Origin of the sequence: Synechococcus sp. CC9311 (assembly GCF_000014585.1) — a bacterium.
Taxonomy (GTDB): domain Bacteria; phylum Cyanobacteriota; class Cyanobacteriia; order PCC-6307; family Cyanobiaceae; genus Synechococcus_C.
This window is the reverse complement of the sequence record NC_008319.1, coordinates 1,234,377-1,250,357: the sequence shown is the minus strand read 5'-3', so window position 1 is coordinate 1,250,357 and position 15,981 is coordinate 1,234,377. Positions and strand designations below refer to the sequence as shown.

General features: G+C 53.5%; 14 protein-coding genes. 11 read left to right on the top strand and 3 right to left on the bottom strand.

Annotated elements, in window-relative coordinates; all coding sequences use genetic code 11:
- Window positions 1-300 precede the first annotated feature (300 nt).
- From dapF to dacB, 5 genes are read left to right on the top strand one after another with little or no spacing between them, the layout of a single operon-like run.
- Entirely contained in the window at window positions 301-1,443 is a 1,143-nt protein-coding gene (gene dapF, locus SYNC_RS06360) for a diaminopimelate epimerase (RefSeq protein WP_011619293.1), read from the top strand.
- Window positions 1,430-2,617 carry a cysteine desulfurase family protein gene (locus SYNC_RS06355; protein ID WP_041426520.1) on the top strand — a complete coding sequence of 396 codons (1,188 nt, stop codon included), beginning with the start codon at window positions 1,430-1,432 and terminating at the stop codon, window positions 2,615-2,617. Before dapF ends, SYNC_RS06355 begins: the two co-directional genes overlap by 14 nt.
- A gap of 35 nt (window positions 2,618-2,652) precedes the next feature.
- On the top strand, window positions 2,653-3,354 hold the full coding sequence (locus SYNC_RS06350; protein WP_011619291.1) for a DUF1995 family protein: 702 nt from the start codon (window positions 2,653-2,655) through the stop codon (window positions 3,352-3,354).
- A gap of 46 nt (window positions 3,355-3,400) precedes the next feature.
- The gene (locus SYNC_RS06345; protein ID WP_011619290.1) at window positions 3,401-3,916 is read left to right on the top strand and encodes a DUF4330 domain-containing protein; all 516 of its coding nucleotides are present in this window, start codon (window positions 3,401-3,403) and stop codon (window positions 3,914-3,916) included.
- Window positions 3,913-5,190: a D-alanyl-D-alanine carboxypeptidase/D-alanyl-D-alanine-endopeptidase gene (dacB, locus tag SYNC_RS06340; RefSeq protein WP_011619289.1), complete on the top strand. Its 1,278-nt coding sequence runs from the start codon at window positions 3,913-3,915 to the stop codon at window positions 5,188-5,190. The genes SYNC_RS06345 and dacB overlap by 4 nt, the downstream gene beginning before the upstream one ends.
- Here the strand turns inward: dacB and SYNC_RS06335 are convergent.
- Together SYNC_RS06335 and coaD are read right to left on the bottom strand one after the other, a co-directional pair.
- Window positions 5,165-6,115 (bottom strand): hypothetical protein, encoded by a 951-nt coding sequence (locus tag SYNC_RS06335; protein ID WP_011619288.1) that lies wholly within the window; start codon window positions 6,113-6,115, stop codon window positions 5,165-5,167. The two genes, dacB and SYNC_RS06335, sit on opposite strands and share 26 nt — an antisense overlap.
- Window positions 6,116-6,125: 10 nt before the next feature.
- Window positions 6,126-6,608, bottom strand: a complete 483-nt coding sequence (gene coaD / locus SYNC_RS06330; protein ID WP_011619287.1) for a pantetheine-phosphate adenylyltransferase — start codon at window positions 6,606-6,608, stop codon at window positions 6,126-6,128.
- A gap of 55 nt (window positions 6,609-6,663) precedes the next feature.
- Here coaD and uvrC point away from each other — a divergent pair, with 55 nt between their 5' ends.
- From uvrC to SYNC_RS06300, 6 genes are read left to right on the top strand one after another with little or no spacing between them, the layout of a single operon-like run.
- On the top strand, window positions 6,664-8,619 hold the full coding sequence (uvrC, locus tag SYNC_RS06325; RefSeq protein WP_011619286.1) for an excinuclease ABC subunit UvrC: 1,956 nt from the start codon (window positions 6,664-6,666) through the stop codon (window positions 8,617-8,619).
- Window positions 8,616-8,930: a hypothetical protein gene (locus SYNC_RS06320; RefSeq protein WP_011619285.1), complete on the top strand. Its 315-nt coding sequence runs from the start codon at window positions 8,616-8,618 to the stop codon at window positions 8,928-8,930. Before uvrC ends, SYNC_RS06320 begins: the two co-directional genes overlap by 4 nt.
- 6 nt (window positions 8,931-8,936) lie before the next feature.
- Window positions 8,937-10,343, top strand: coding sequence for a cryptochrome/photolyase family protein (locus tag SYNC_RS06315; protein ID WP_011619284.1), 1,407 nt, complete (start codon window positions 8,937-8,939; stop codon window positions 10,341-10,343).
- A gap of 35 nt (window positions 10,344-10,378) precedes the next feature.
- Complete coding sequence (gene hemJ / locus SYNC_RS06310) at window positions 10,379-10,972, top strand: protoporphyrinogen oxidase HemJ (RefSeq protein WP_011619283.1); 594 nt, start codon at window positions 10,379-10,381, stop codon at window positions 10,970-10,972.
- Window positions 10,962-11,618, top strand: coding sequence for a PHP domain-containing protein (locus SYNC_RS06305; protein WP_011619282.1), 657 nt, complete (start codon window positions 10,962-10,964; stop codon window positions 11,616-11,618). The genes hemJ and SYNC_RS06305 overlap by 11 nt, the downstream gene beginning before the upstream one ends.
- Before the next feature lie 27 nt (window positions 11,619-11,645).
- Window positions 11,646-12,224 carry a hypothetical protein gene (locus tag SYNC_RS06300; protein WP_041426984.1) on the top strand — a complete coding sequence of 193 codons (579 nt, stop codon included), beginning with the start codon at window positions 11,646-11,648 and terminating at the stop codon, window positions 12,222-12,224.
- Here the strand turns inward: SYNC_RS06300 and cobN are convergent.
- Window positions 12,214-15,978, bottom strand: a complete 3,765-nt coding sequence (gene cobN / locus SYNC_RS06295; RefSeq protein WP_011619280.1) for a cobaltochelatase subunit CobN — start codon at window positions 15,976-15,978, stop codon at window positions 12,214-12,216. The genes SYNC_RS06300 and cobN overlap by 11 nt on opposite strands.
- Window positions 15,979-15,981: the final 3 nt, after the last annotated feature.

The following is a 15,981-nucleotide window of genomic DNA, read 5'->3' as shown; positions in this document are numbered from 1 at the left end:
AAGAGTAAAGACCTAATTCTTCTAAATCCTCTTCCATGTTTGGCGCTGATTTTTTCAGCATGACTGCGGCGTTTGACAGGCCTGAGAAGTGGCTGCAAGGCTTTGAGGCGAGCCTTAGCCTCTTCAGCAGAAACACGACTAGAAGTAGAGAGCCTTGTAAACGATCCTCTAAGGGCTGGGATTGTTAAGCACTAGAGTCGAATATGATGATCAAATATCACTTTTAACGAATCGTAATGGGCATAGATGCTGGCCTTGGCGCCTTTCAAGCAAACCAGTTTCAGACAAGAGATTGAGGAGATGTTGCAATTCAGCAAGTATCAGGGTTTAGGCAATGACTTCGTACTGTTGGAAGGTCGTGCTGGGCAACTTCCCCTCAACATCGCAGAACCAGATCCAAATTGGGTGCGCCAGCTCTGTGATCGGCGCTTTGGGATCGGAGGCGATGGCTTGATTTTGGCCCTGCCTCCAGAGCATGGCGAAGAACTGAGGATGCGGATTTTCAATGCGGATGGAAGCGAAGCAGAGATGTGTGGCAATGGCATTCGCTGCTTAGCCCGTTTTCTGGCTGATAGCGATGGTGATCAGCCAGGACGGACCTGGAGAACGGAAACCATGGCAGGCGTCATCGTCCCTGAACTGTGTGAAGACGGACAGATACGAGTTGATATGGGGAAGCCATTCCTTAATTCCGACCAAGTTCCGACAAATCTTCCGCAAGGACGGTCTGGACTTCCACAAGGAGAGATCGATCTCCAGGGCAGCACCCTTCAGCTTGCGGCTGTCGGGATGGGCAATCCTCATGTGGTTGTGCCCGTGCAAGACCTCAAATCCATTCCCTTTGACGCATGGGGATCGGCGCTGGAGGTCGATTCTTTGTTTCCAGCCAAAACCAATGTTCACTTCCTAGAAGTGATCGATCAGCACACCCTTGAGATCCGTGTATGGGAGCGTGGAGCGGGTCCAACCCTGGCTTGTGGTACGGGTGCCTGCGCCACACTCGTGGCCGCATCTCTGCTCGGTTTATCGGAATCAGAGGCCACGGTGAAACTTCCAGGCGGACCACTCGAGATCAGCTGGCCTGATCCCAAGGGCTCCGTTTTTATGACCGGACCCGCCGTATCAGTTTTTGATGGAGTTCTAAATCCTGAATTACTGCCACAGCCAGGACCAGAACAGCTCACTACAGCGGCAGCTGTTGGACGATCAACGCTATCTGGCGCTGATGCCTCCACGCCATCAACGCAGGCCGAGAACAGCTTGGACTGTGCGAACGATTGCAAAGACAACTGCAATCAACCTGACGATTGCTTACGCGATGAAGCACAAGCGCAGGTCCAAGAATTTTTGTCGTCAACATCTCTTGACGCCATGATCAACCTTGCTGGCGATTCCCTCGAAAAGCGAACCCTGTCCCGCTTTAAGCGCGATGACAGGCCCTGAACACCCCTACTTTTATCTGGATGGGTGTGCCACCGCTCCCCTAAGAGAGAGCGTGATCTCTTGCATGATCAGGGCGCAACAGGAGAGTTGGGGCAATCCTTCAAGCCTTCATCGCATCGGCTGTGATGCTGCTGAGTCACTCGAACGTGCGCGCCTTTCCATCAGCAACAGCCTGGGAGCTGACCGATCAGACATCTTGTTCTGCTCTGGTGCCACTGAGTCAGCCCATCTAGCCCTGATTGGACTCGCCAAAACCCAGTCACCAGGCAGATTGGTGATCTCTTCTGTAGAACACCCTGCTGTTGCGGCAGCTGCTCAGCAATTGGTTGCATGCGGATGGACGATTGAAGAATGGCCCGTGGATGCCTTTGGAAAGATCCAAATGGAACATCTGGATCGATTACTGCAAGCTCCAACCAAAATCGTCTCCTTGATCTGGGGTCAGAGTGAAGTCGGAACGCTTCAACCGATCCAGGTCGTGGGAGAGGCATGTCGTTCGAAGCGCATTCCGTTTCACACCGATGCCACCCAAGTCTTGAGCCAGGGTTGCCCGAATTGGAATGAGCTTCCAGTTGATCTCCTAACGGCCTCAGCACACAAGTGTGGCGGTCCAAGAGGCATCGGTTTGTTGCTCTTCAGACAGGAGATCGCTGAACGGATCCAGCCCTTATTTGCCGGCGGCGAACAGGAGAATGGCCTGCGAGCCGGCACCGAATGCCCGGTCTTAGCTCAAGGAATGGCTGCAGCATTCCGTGACATCGCTTCTTGTCAGGCGAATCAAATCGAATTATCAGGATCAGGGATCGCTTCCGTGCGCGATGCCTTGTTAGCCCTGCTTTGCCAAAACGATGCAATCCGTCTCAATGGGCATCCCACGGAACGTCTACCGCACCATCTCTCAATGCTGGTCTCCGATCGCCACGGTCAACCGATGTCGGGTCGTGCCTTGGTACGAGCCCTGGATCGTGAAGGAATCGCAGCCAGTAGTGGGAGTGCATGCTCCTCCGGCCGAGATAGTGACAGCCCCATCCTTAAAGCGATGGGCGTGGATCCCTTATGGAGGCGATCGGGGCTTCGGCTCAGTCTTGGCTACTGGATTAACCCTGCAACCTTGACTGAAATCAACGATCGGATTCAAAACGCCATTGATCGCATGAACCACAATCTCGCCTGACATCTAGGTACTCTCCGCGCAGCACTCCCATCGAGTTGAGTTTGTCCGTCACCCTTCCTGCCGATCTTGTACAGGCCGAGTCGATGACCCTCGCCTCCCTCAAGAAAGCACTGAGCGATCGTCAGCAACGACGCTGGACCGTGACCTGGCGCTTCGAAGGCCTAAGGGTTTTAAAACCAGCTTTGCGACTAGCCAAAGCATTGGAGGATGCAGGACACGACGTGGTGTTGGGCTGGCCTGATGCAGGGTCAGCGGCCCTGGCTCAGCGAGAAAGCAGCGAACTGGCGACTCACTGCTTTGCCCTCAAGGATCTAATGCTTTCCGAGGATCCCGAAATCACAGGTCGATTGCTCTTGGCCATTGGGCCGCAACCAAGTGATTACGAGATGGTCGAACAGATCTGCAAAAGCTGGCAGGGAACGGTGGTTCTTCTCAATGGAAAGCTTGAAGACGCTGGTGTGGGTATAGGCAGTGTCGCTAGGGCCAGACGCAAAGGGTTTCTCTCGATATGGCGGTCTGCTTTCCACTTAGAACCGCTGGCTGAAGGGGCACTCCTGCAAACCGAAGTGGAGATGTGGCATCTGTTTAAAGCGGATCCTGATGGTTATCGGTTCTTGGGAACGATGCCCTCAAAACCAGACGCAGAGGCCATTGACATGGCACTCAATGGTGAAAGTGACAGTCTTGGACGCCAATTAGGGGCAGTCGACCGTTTCATCGAGGATCTAAGTAGTTGATGTTCCTGAATATCGCTTTTACTGTGGCCAAGTGATCGGAATGGGTATGGCATTAAGAGACCGATTACGAGGGGTGTCAGTTCTCGATGTCACTGCTGGACTGATTGGTCTCATGGCCGTTGGTGGGGTGCTTTGGAGTCCCAAACTCTCTAATACGTTTGCAAAAGCGAACGGTTCGGTAAAAACCGTTCAGATCATGGTCGACGTCCGTCGTGTGAGTGCAGCAGACCCTGACGCATTGGTCCAGGAAGCACTTTCTTCAGGACGGGCGAGCATCATCATTCGGAATCAGCCCTCCGGAAGCGTCAAGTTGATTCGCGTCGACGACATCAACCGTGTGCTAGCGGCGGTTCAACCCGATGGATCAGTCGTGACGGCACCCGATCCAAACAGAGCAACTGTTGGCACATTGAATGCTCGCTTTGTACTTCAAGGTGATGCAACGGTGTCAAAATCCGGGGTGGTTCTCGCCGGAACCAAGTTGAAAGTCGGCACACCCGTAGAACTTGAAGGTGCGCTTTACCGCCTGAATGGAACGGTAAGTGGTGTGAAGGTGCAATGAAAGCAGCTCTCCTTGTCCTAACCCTGGCGTCAAGCACTGCAGCCTCAATCCCCGCTAGGGCCGAGCAGCCTCCGCTGCTAACCCTTCCACCACCGCCGTCCGACCAGCCTCTTCCCGATCTCCAGCAGAGAGGACGCTCCTGTGCACCTCTGCAGCAAGCTCTGAATCGCTTGCTCGCTCCCATTGCCAGGTCTTGGAGCGTTTCAGTGGTAAACAGCAATGGTGATTTGCTTGGTGACGTGAATGGTGCGATGGCACGCATTCCAGCCTCTAACCAAAAACTCATCAGTACGGCCTTCGCCCTCGACCGATTAGGCCCAGATTTCCGCTTGCGTACTCAGTTAGTCCAACGGGCTGATGGCACCCTTGAGCTCAAGGGGCAAGGAGATCCTGATCTTGGAATTGCTGGTTTACAGCGTTTTGCCATGGCCGCTATGGGACAGGGAGGAGCACGGGGAGCCTCGGCTGGTTCCGTGAATTTGATGGTGCAGGAAGAACCTCGCCAAAATTGGTGGCCAAACGATTGGCACCCCTCAGATCGCGCCTATGCCTATGGAGCCCCAATCACTCGCCTCGCCCTAACCAGTAACGCTCTGGGAGGTGCTGTGAGCGATCCCTACAGGCGGTTAGAGACGTTGTTCAAGAAAGAGGTTAAACGTCGCGGCGGATCCATCCAGGTTCAACAAGTGCAACCGATTCGCGACAGCCAACAGCCACAACAAAGCGACGATCAAATCGTGCTGCATGAAGAGACCTCTGCTCCGATGCATGCCTTGATGAGCCTTGCCAACACTGAAAGTCATAACTTCACGGCAGAAGTCTTGCTGAGACAAGCTGCTGACCAATGGGATGTGAGAGCGGCATCTGCGGCGGCACATCGTTGGATGCAACAACAAGGGATCTCCGTGGAGGGGCTCAGGGTTGCAGACGGCAGTGGGCTTTCGCGCAACAACCGTGTGTCAAGTCAGACCATCGCTGCGTTGTTGATGCGGATGGATCAACACCCTTACGCCTCTTACTACCAAGCCTCGATGGCGATTGCTGGACAGAGAGGAACACTGCGCAATTACTTCATCGGCTCACCGATCCAAGGCAAATTTTGGGGGAAAACAGGAACGATCCGAGGGGTGCGCTCGATTTCAGGAATTCTCCAAACGAACGACGGGCCGCGCTACTTGAGCATGATCTCAAATGGTGCGAGCCGACCCAACGCAACGATCGGCCAGATCTTGAGGACCGTGTACAGCCTCAGCCCGTGCCCTTCATCGATCTAAGACGGGAAGCTGCGCGACGTGCTTTGTTCATCGAGACGGCTTTACCCTGACGATTTTTTGCTTCAGGGCCTTCTGTCTCAGCTGCGGAACTATCGGGACGAATCATTTGAATTTTGACGAGTTCCTGGCGCCCAGCCAAAACCACTTGCGCCATCTCTTTAAGTCGTTGCTCTAGTTCGCCCAGGGTTTGCTCGGCGTAGCGGTTGGCACCGTCTTGAACAGAGGCTGCATCTTGACGTGTGCGCTGAATCAAAGACTCACACTGCTGTTGCGTCTGCTGACGGAACTGAAGTGCATCGTGATGAATCCGCTCAGCTTCCGTTTGAGCCTCTTTCTGGAGTTTGACCCCTTCATTGCGGATTTGCTCTAGCTCCTGAGCTGACTGCTGTCGACTTCGCTCATGATGCTCAGCCAATTGGCGCTTGAGTTCGAGAGCTTCCTGATCAAGTTGTTGACGACGTTGCAGAGCCTCCTGCTCTAACTGTTGACGACGCGTTGCATATTGCTGCTCCAGCTGGACCTGCTTGGACTGCATTTCGTGCTCCATTTGAGCGGCCTGCTGGCGAGAACTCTGAAGGAGCTGTTCGCACTGCTGGCGAACTTGATCTCTCATCTCATTAACTTGACGTTCAGCTTCCTGCCGAACCGCAGCGGCACTCACAAGCTGTTCGCGCTGAAGCTGGGCTTTTTGGACAATTTCGTCAGCCTGGCTGCGCGCTGAGGTGATGAATTCGTCCTTCTTTTGCAGCAACTGATCAGCTTGAGCGACCTGCCCGGGCAGCGACTCTCTAACGCCATCCAGGATCTCGACGGCATCTTGCTCATTGACTAGCCTTCCGCCACTAAAAGGAATGCGACTACCTTCGAGAACAATTTCCTCGAGCTGATCGAGCTGGTCGAGCACGGAGAACTGGATCTCGCTCATCGCAACTGGCTTATAAAGCCGAATTAAAGAACCTCTTGAGGTCTTCCGCCACCACCGCCGGAACCATATGTTCCACACGTCCACCAAATCGAGCCACTTCTTTCACAACGGAACTGCTCAAAAAGCTGTAGTGGGCTGCAGTACTGAGAAAAATCGTCTCAAATTCTGAGTCCAAAGATCGATTGGTATGGGCAATCTGGAGTTCGTATTCAAAATCACTCATCGCTCGTAATCCACGCAGGATCAACTGAGCATGGTGTTCTCGAGCGCAGTTCACGGTTAGGCCGTTGAAGCTGGTCACCGTGACCCCTTGCAAATGGGAGGTGGCCTGAGTGATTTGCTCCAACCGTTGATCAAGGCTGAAAGCTGGAGACTTACCTGGGTTCTGGAGAACAGCAACAACCACTTCTCCGAATAAGGAGCAACCACGCTCGATTAAATCGAGATGACCAAGGGTGAGTGGATCAAAACTGCCCGGGTAGAGAGCGCGCATCAGCCATGAAGGACTAATCGGATCCTATGCAGCGCAGGGTCTCTAGATTCAACGCATGCAGCGTCCTTTGCTAGAGCAACCGGAGCGCCTGGAACAGCGCCTGAAAGACATCCCCACTGAGCCGGGCTGTTATCTCATGCGCGATGCAGACGATCGATTGCTGTACGTCGGAAAATCAAAAACCTTGCGCAGCAGGGTTCGAAGCTACTTTCGCAGCAGCCATGACCTGAGTCCACGCATCCGCTTGATGGTGCGGCAAATCTGCGAAATCGAATTCATTGTCACGGATAGCGAGGCTGAAGCGCTTGCTCTGGAATCGAATCTCATCAAAAACCAGCAACCACACTTCAACGTGCTGCTGAAAGACGATAAAAAATATCCCTATCTATGCATTACCTGGAGCGAAGACTACCCCCGAATTTTTATTACTAGACGTCGAAGGTTTCGAAGCCCACTTGATCGGTTTTATGGACCTTATGTGGATGTGGGCTTACTGAGAAGAACCCTCTTTCTTGTAAAACGTGTCTTTCCACTACGCCAACGCCCACGACCACTTTATCCAAATCGCACCTGCCTTAATTATTCGATTGGCCGTTGTCCAGGAGTTTGTCAGGAGAAGGTTAGCTCTGAGGATTATCACCAAATTTTACGCAAAGTTGCGATGGTGTTTCAGGGGCGAAGTGATGAACTCAGGCAACTCCTGAACCAGCAAATGGAACGCTACGCCGAGAGACTTGATTTTGAATCTGCTGCGCGAATACGGGATCAACTTCAAGGAATTGATCAATTAACAGCTGATCAGAAAATGAGTTTGCCGGATGCATCAGTAAGTAGAGATGTTTTGGCTGTTGCCCAAGACGATCATTTTGCTGCCATTCAATTGTTTCAGATGCGTGCTGGAAAACTTGTGGGGAGACTTGGTTTCGCGGCAGATGCAACAGATTTACAGGCGGGATTAATCCTTCAGCGGGTGATTGAAGAGCACTACAGCCAGGTTGATGCTGTTGAGATTCCTCCAGAAGTTTTAGTGCAGCACGAGCTTCCTCAACAACGCTTGATTGCTGAATGGCTCAGCGAACAAAGAGAGCGCAAAGTTCAGGTGTTGCATCCCCAAAGGCGTCAAAAAGCAGACCTGATTGATTTGGTGATGCGTAACGCTGAATTTGAACTTGGCAGGGCTCGACAGAGCCAGGAACAGCAAGCCTTAGCGAATGAGGATCTCGCTCAACTTCTTGAATTAGCTACACCTCCAAGACGAATCGAGGGTTATGACATCAGTCATATTCAGGGCAGTGATGCTGTGGCCTCACAGGTGGTCTTTATTGACGGACTTCCTGCCAAGCAGCATTACCGCCGTTACAAAATCCAAAGCAGCAGTATTCAAGCCGGCCACAGCGATGACTTCATGGCCATGGCAGAAATCATGCGCAGGCGCTTTCGAAAATGGGCCCGCGTTAAAGCTGAAGGCGCTGACCTGGATCAGGTTCGGCGTCAATCCAGTAGCAGCCTGAACATGGATGGACTCCACGATTGGCCCGATGTCGTGATGATTGATGGCGGCAAGGGGCAGTTATCCGCAGTGATGGAGGCCTTACGCGAGCTGGATCTGCATGAGGATCTTGTGGTCTGTTCGTTGGCCAAACAACGAGAAGAGATTTTCCTCCCAGAAGCAAAGCAGCCCCTCGAGAGCGAACCAGATCAACTTGGAGTGTCTTTGTTGCGGCGGTTGCGCGATGAAGCGCATCGCTTCGCAGTGACCTTCCATCGACAGCAGCGAGGCCAGCGGATGAAGCGCTCTCGGCTATCTGACATTCCAGGGTTAGGGCCTAAACGCGTGCGTGATCTATTGGCCCACTTTCAATCGATTGACGCCATTCAGCTGGCCAGCGTGGACCAACTGCATCAAGCCCCCGGAGTTGGTCTCTCGCTGGCGAAGCAGATCCGTGCCTATTTTCATCCACAGGAAATGGATGAGGACAATATGGCGATGGCAGGTGAGGACATGGCATGAAACGCTGCTTTCAAGCCACAAAACTGATCTTCACTGTTTTGATCGCAGTCGCCATCTCTCTGATCAGTCCTGATCGTGCCTTGGCGGCACCGGGCCTGTGCACGGGTGTGGTGTGCGCCGATGAGATCACCCGCAGCGCTAAAAATCACTGGCAACTGCGCATGCGCCTGGAAGATCAACAAGGGCATCGGGAGCGTGTCGTGATGGACTGCCGAAACCAGCAGCTCAGCCCACGAGGCGGACTGGTGGATCGCATCCCAGCCACAGCGCTCGGACGGCGTGCCTGCCGACTAGCGGGAGAAGCCGGATAAGACGTTATGGAAATCACGCTTGTTTTTCCCCATCAGCTTTTCGAACACCATCCCGGAATTTGTGACAACAGAAGCATCGCCTTGATTGCAGACGGCTTGATCCTCGGAGGTGATCCTCAATGGCCGCTCACGATCCACCCACGCAAGCTCCAGTTGCATCAAGAATCGATGCTTGCCTATCAAAAGCATCTTGAGTTAAAAGGTTTTAGCGTTTTTACACTCACACCCAAGCAAAATCAGCAAACATCAGATCTTCTCAACCAACTAGTCGATTCTGGATATAAAACATTTTACTTGGTGAATCCAATCGATGATTTATTAAGCAAAAGAGTCAGAAACACCTTGGAACGGCGCCATTGCGTTCTCAATGTTCTGCCCACTCCGATGTTACTGACACCAACCGAAGTAATGGATGAACATTTCAATGGCCGACGCAAACCAATGATGGCCAATTTCTATCAAATGCAGCGCAAGCGCTTAGGGGTTTTGATCGATGATCAGGGAGCTCCTGTCGGTGGGCGTTGGAGTTATGACGCCGATAACCGTAAAAAACTTCCCAAAGGAATCAATGTTCCTGAAGAACCATCGATTGATTTACCCGTTGATCACCGATCAGCAAAACAATGGCTTGACACCTTTTTGGAACAGAGACTTTCTGGTTTCGGAACCTTTGAAGATGCCATCAGCTCAAAGCACCGCGTGATGTGGCATAGCGTTTTAACGCCGATGCTCAACCTCGGACTGCTTACTCCCCAGCAGGTTCTCAACCAAACGCTCGCAGTTGCAGAAACGAGTGAGATCCCCCTGAATTCTCTGGAAGGGTTTCTGAGGCAAATCATTGGTTGGCGTGAATTCATGGCTGCTATGTATCTGCGCCATGGAGTAACGATGCGCAACAGCAATTTTTGGAACTTTGATGATCGGCCTATTCCAGATGCATTTTACCAAGGGACCACAGGACTTCCACCTATTGACGATGCAATTAAACGCGCCCTCAACACTGGATATTGTCATCACATTGAGCGCTTGATGCTTCTCGGAAACATAATGCTTCTTTGTGGTTTCCATCCCACTCGCATCTACACCTGGTTTATGGAACTATTCGTGGATGCTTACGATTGGGTCATGGTTCCCAATATTTATGGAATGAGTCAGTTTGCCGATGGTGGAATCTTTACGAGCAAACCTTACTTATCAGGATCAAATTACGTTCGCAAAATGTCTGACTACAAACCCGGAGAGTGGTGTGGGATATGGGATGGCTTGTTCTGGAGTTTTATTCATCGTCATGAAGACTTTTTTCGTTCACAACCAAGATTGGCGATGATGACTCGAAATCTTGATCGCATGGCACCCGACGTGATGGAAACGCATTACTCCAACGCGCAACAGTTTCTTGACTCGCTCAGCTAGCGGCTTTCTATTGTCGAGATGAAATTGATGGGGTCATGACACTGACGCTTCCTCCTGAGGCTTACCTGTGGTTCAAGACCCTTCACATCGTTGGCGTGGTGGTCTGGTTCGCGGGTCTGTTTTATCTCGTTCGACTGTTCATCTATCACGTTGAAGCGGAAGAGGAGTCGTCACCTGTTCGCGAAGCCTTCAAAGCCCAGTACGCCGTTATGGAAAGGCGACTGGCCAACATCATCACCACACCTGGACTGATCCTCACAGTGACGATGGCTGCAGGTCTGTTGATCACGCAACCGTCCTGGCTGCAGCAAGGCTGGATGCACGCAAAGCTCGGATTTGTGGGCTTGTTGCTGGCCTATCACGTGTTCTGCTATCGACTCATGGGGCAACTGCAGGCTGGGGTCTGCCAGTGGAGCGGAAGGCAACTCCGTGCTCTCAACGAGCTGCCAACCCTGTTGCTCGTCCTCGTGGTGATGCTGGTGGTCTTCAAGACCCAGTTCCCCACAGGAGCAGCAACCTGGTTAACCGTTGGACTCGTGGTGTTCATGGCCGGAACCATTCAGTTTTATGCCCGCTGGCGACGTCTGCGCGAAGCAGCGCTCGCGCAGGAGTCAGCCAGTGACGCATGACCAGCACCCACTGCGGGCTGTTCTGAACACGGTCGGACCTGAGAGCTGTCCAGAACGCATCAATCTTCATTGCCACACCATTTGCAGCGACGGAAGCCTGGAACCCATCGCACTGATTGAACAAGCAACTGTCCGAAAACTGCTTCACATTGCGGTGACCGATCACCACTCGATCGCTGCCTACAAACCGATGGTCGATTGGCTGAATCAGGCCCGGGATCGGGGCGAGAGCACCCCGACCCTATGGAGTGGGATGGAAATTAGTTGCATCCTGCGTGGTTGTTTGGTCCACGTCTTAGCTCTGGGCTTCACTCCAGGACATACCGCTTTGTTGCCTTACTCCAGCGGCGATGCTGCGGTTGGTGCACCTCTGAGGGCCGGAGAGGTCCGCAAAGCCATTCATGAAGCGGGTGGGATTGCAATTCTTGCCCATCCAGGTCGCTACAGATTGGGGTTCTCAGATTTGATTGATGCAGCCGCTGAGCTCGGTTTCGATGGTGGTGAAGCCTGGTACGACTACGACATGCAACAACTCTGGGCACCCACGCCATTGATCTGCGAATCGATCGACAAACAGTTAAAAAACCTTGGCCTTTTGCGTACTTGCGGCACCGATACCCACGGAATAGACCTAAAAGGCCGCTAAGTTCACTTATCGATCTGGATGGTTGAAATGGGTCTTTTCGATCGGCTGCTGAAGTCAGGCTCCAAAAACGACGGTCAACAGGGCCTTCCTAAGGACAGTGTCAAACCGAAAGCAGAGGCCTTCTACCTCGATTCAGACACTTCCTCCTCCTACGGAAATGTTGACTACATGCGGGAAGCCAAAACCATCCGCCGCACCTTCCCAGGATCCGCCGACAATCCAGGCAATAAGGAACTGGTGACAGAAGTTGATGCAATGGATCTGAAAGTTGATACTCGTTCCAAGGGATTGGGCGCTGAAAAACCCAACGAAGAGCCCTCGATCCCATCTGTTTTTTCAAGTGGTGTCCCAACCCCTGTGAAAAAAACGTTCGCCGAGGCGATGACGAAGGAGCAATTGGATCAGAAACTCAAGGGCAACGCGTTGCGCACAGCTGGTGTCAATACACCGATGGCTCCGAATGCAGCCCCTGCGGGTCGCAAAGAAGAGTTGAAGCCCGAATCTGAAATCAAGCCAGCTGCATCTTCATCCTCTAAAGCGGCTCCTTCATCAAAACCTGGATCGATCGATCCTTTCAAAGCCATGGTCCGCGACCTCAACAGCTGAGGCCTCCTTTCTCGACAGCCTCCTCAGCTTGAAGAACCAATCCCCTGATCTGCTCAAGCTGATCGGGGGAAGGTTGTGACCACAATCCTCGATTTGCAGCTTCCAAAAGGCGTTCGGCCATATCTCTGAGAACCCACGGGTTAGACCTCCTTAAAAACTCTTGAGTGCTCTCTTCGAGCAGCCACTGATCGCAGATGGCCCCGTAGCACCAATCTGGAACTGCTTCAGTTGAAGCGTCGTAGGCAAACAGATAATCGAGGCTGGCGCCCATTTCGAACGCTCCTTTGTAGCCATGCTGTTGCATTCCTTGGATCCAGCGTGGGTTCAATAAACGGCTTCTCACCACCTTGTCGATTTCACGGCTGAGCGAATGAATGCGAAGTCGTTGCTGGCGAGAATGATCTGCAAACCAGGGCTGCACGCTGGTCCCTCCAGAGCGACGCACCGCTGCGGTCATCCCTCCATGAAACTGGTAGTAGTCATCAGAATCGAGTAAATCGTGCTCACGATTGTCTTGGTTATGGAGGACAACCTGCACGTACCGCAGAGCACCTTCTAACCCTTTGCGATTGGCACGAGCTTGAACATCGCCGTCGTAACTCCAGGAACTCCAGGCTAAAAACGCCTCGCCAAGTTGTTCCTGGTGCTCCCATTGACCCGAATCGATCAAGGCCTGCAATCCGGCGCCATATGCACCCGGTGCAGAACCAAAAATCCTGGCTTGAGGACCTTCCTGGCGGGTGATCGAGGCAAGCGGATTCTCATCGTCTGTTTCATCGAGTGTTGAGACGAGTTGCACAGCGCGATTCACCCAACCCACAAGCTGCGGGAAGGCATCGCGGAACAGTCCTGACATCCGCAAGGTGACATCAACCCGGGGTCGAGCCAACAGGCTCAAAGGAATCACTTCAAGGTCCACCATTCGCCGGGTTGGGCCATCCCAAAGAGGACGAACGCCAAGGAGAGCCAACATCTGTGCGATGTCTTCACCCCCGTTTCGCATCGTGGCTGTTCCCCACACCGATAGGGCAAGGTGACGCAGATCTTCTCCTTCCTCGAGTCGGTAGAGATCTAACAATTGCTCAGCGCTACGCCGTCCTAAATCCCAGGCCGCTTCGGTTGGAAGACCACGCAAGTCAACGGAATAGAAATTTCGACCCGTTGGCAACACATCTGGACGACCACGCGTTGGCGCTCCGGAAGGTCCACTCGCGATCCGTCGTCCAGACAAAGCAGCAAGGAAGGCCTTCTTTTCACTCGAGGCACAAGCCAACAATCGCGGTAATAGCTCATCGTGCAAGCGCAGCAAAGCAGGCTCCTTTTTGTCGTGGAGCCACTGCTGCAACGCTGGACATAGCGGTTCCGAGGGCTCGTCTGTGATCTGCTCCAGTAAGCGAAGCGCTTGACCATCGAGCCAACTCACAGCAGCCGATACACGTCGGGGCTGATCACAACCCAACTGCTCGAGGATTCTGCAGTCGTGGTCACTTAGACGGGCACCATCTTCATCCGACCAGGGGTCGCATTCCAGTCCAACCACCTTGGCCATCGCCTGAGTGATGCCTTGGCAACCACCGGATGGTGATCGCGCAATCGCCAGCAGGAGTTCTCTTTGAATCGATCGCTCAGGCTGACTGCCAAAACGGTGCAGGCCCGTTCTGATTTGCGCCTCCTTCAACTCACAGAGATAGGTCTCAACCTGATCAAGGCAGCGGGCCCAAGAATCGTTGTCTTGATCAGCAGCGCTGGATGGATCGTTTGATGAATTGGGGAAGGATGGCCAATCAAGGTGTTGAAGCAACTGCTTGATTTGCTGCTCGAGCACATCGCAGCGTTCAGCAGCAACTTGACGAGCCTCGACATACTCATCCAGCAAGGCTTCCAGAGACAGCAAAGATCCGTGCAACCCAGCCCGACCCAAGGGCGGAGTGAGGTGGTCAAGGATCACAGCATGTCCCCGACGCTTGGCTTGGGATCCCTCCCCCGGATCATTAACGATGAACGGATAAACGTGAGGGATCGGAGCAAGCGCCAGTCCTGGCCCACAGGCGTCACTCAGTCCAACCGACTTGCCTGGTAACCATTCGGCACTGCCATGTTTCCCCATATGGACCATTAGCTGGGTGCCATGCACCTCCTGCAGCCAGAGATATTGGGCCAAATAACGATGCGGGGGAGGAAGATCAGGCGAATGAAGATCACTGATCTGATCGGGGTCGTAGCCGCGGCTGGGCTGAATCAACACGGCCACATGACCCAGCAGCAGTCCATGGACAGCAAACCCCTTCTCCTCCAGATCCACAGCCTGTTCTGGGGAGCCCCAGCGGCGCTCAATCAGAGCTCGAGCTACAGGTGTGAGCTCTCTCCACCAGCGCAAGTAGTGGTTGAGAGGCAGATAGGCAAGCGGCTGAAGATGAAAACTCTCTGGATCGTTGCTGCGTCCCGACAACAGTTGGGCCATCAGCGCCTGCGACGCATCGGGACGCGACTGGCTGCCAAGATCAACGCCTGCTTCAGCAAGCCAATTCAAAATATTGATGGTGCTGGCAGGTGTGTCCAGACCAACTCCATTGGCCAAACGTCCATTGCGAACGGGGTAATTCGCAAGCACCAATGCCACGCGCTTGTCAGCTGATTCCGTTTGACGAAGATCCACCCAACCACGGGCATGGTCGGCCAGCCAATTCAGGCCAACAGAGTCGGGAACCAACCCTTTAACTGCCGTCGACAAACTGGATTCCGCATCCCGAACTTCACGGAAGGCACCGATTCTTGTGGTGATGCGACCATCCAACTCAGGAAGCACCACTTGAAGGGAGAGATCAATGGGGTCGAGCCCCTGGGTACTGGCGTCCCAGGCCTGCTTGGATCGTCCCGAGCAAAGCAGCTGCAACACAGGCAGATCAAGGCCATCCCAAAGCGGAGTGCCAAGCCCCGCCTCTTGAAACTGCACAGATGCAAATGCCGTGGTGCTCACGACCAGCTGCACATCCTGCGCTTGAAATGCTCGTTGCACCCCCTCTTGAACCACGGGATCTCTCAAACTGCTCACCCAGAGGGCACGCGGTGCTAATCCACGGTTGCGCAACGCCGTTAAAAGTTGATAACACCAGTCCGTGTCTGCGGCACGGGCATGAGCCCGATACAGCAGGACTCCGACCTTCGCACCAGGTTCATCGCACCAATCAAACGGGGCTGGATCAGCCATCCGTTCCGGCTGAAGATCGATGTCGTCATTGAGGGGGTCAGGGTCCTTGCACCGGGTGATGAAGGGATGAATCGCCTTCAAAACCTTGGTCATGTTGGGTATCCCGCCTTCGCGCAGCAACAGAGCGAGCTGTTGAGACAGCGTGGATGACACCGATCCAATCGGATGGAGTTCGTCGTTTTGATCCGCGGTGCCGGCCAGGACGATCAATGTTCGATGTTGAGCAGACGACTGCCAACGACGGCACTGCTCAAGCCCGTAGCTCCAGTGGCCCCGCCCTCCCAACAAGCGCACCACGAGCACACGAGCCGTACGACCCGTGATGGACAAATAATGATCAATCTGAGCTGGATGACGCAGACAATCAAGTGGCAAAGCACGCAATTGCTCCTTCAAGTGCCCCAGCTCTGGCTGATGAAGACAGGCTGAGAGCGTACTGATGTCGGTCGCAGCGCTCGTCAGAAAGAGAATGGGAGCCGGCGGTTGCTCCACAACGGTGAAATCCTCGTTGCTTTCAGCGCCAGGAAGACTGCTCAGTCGATGCATGTC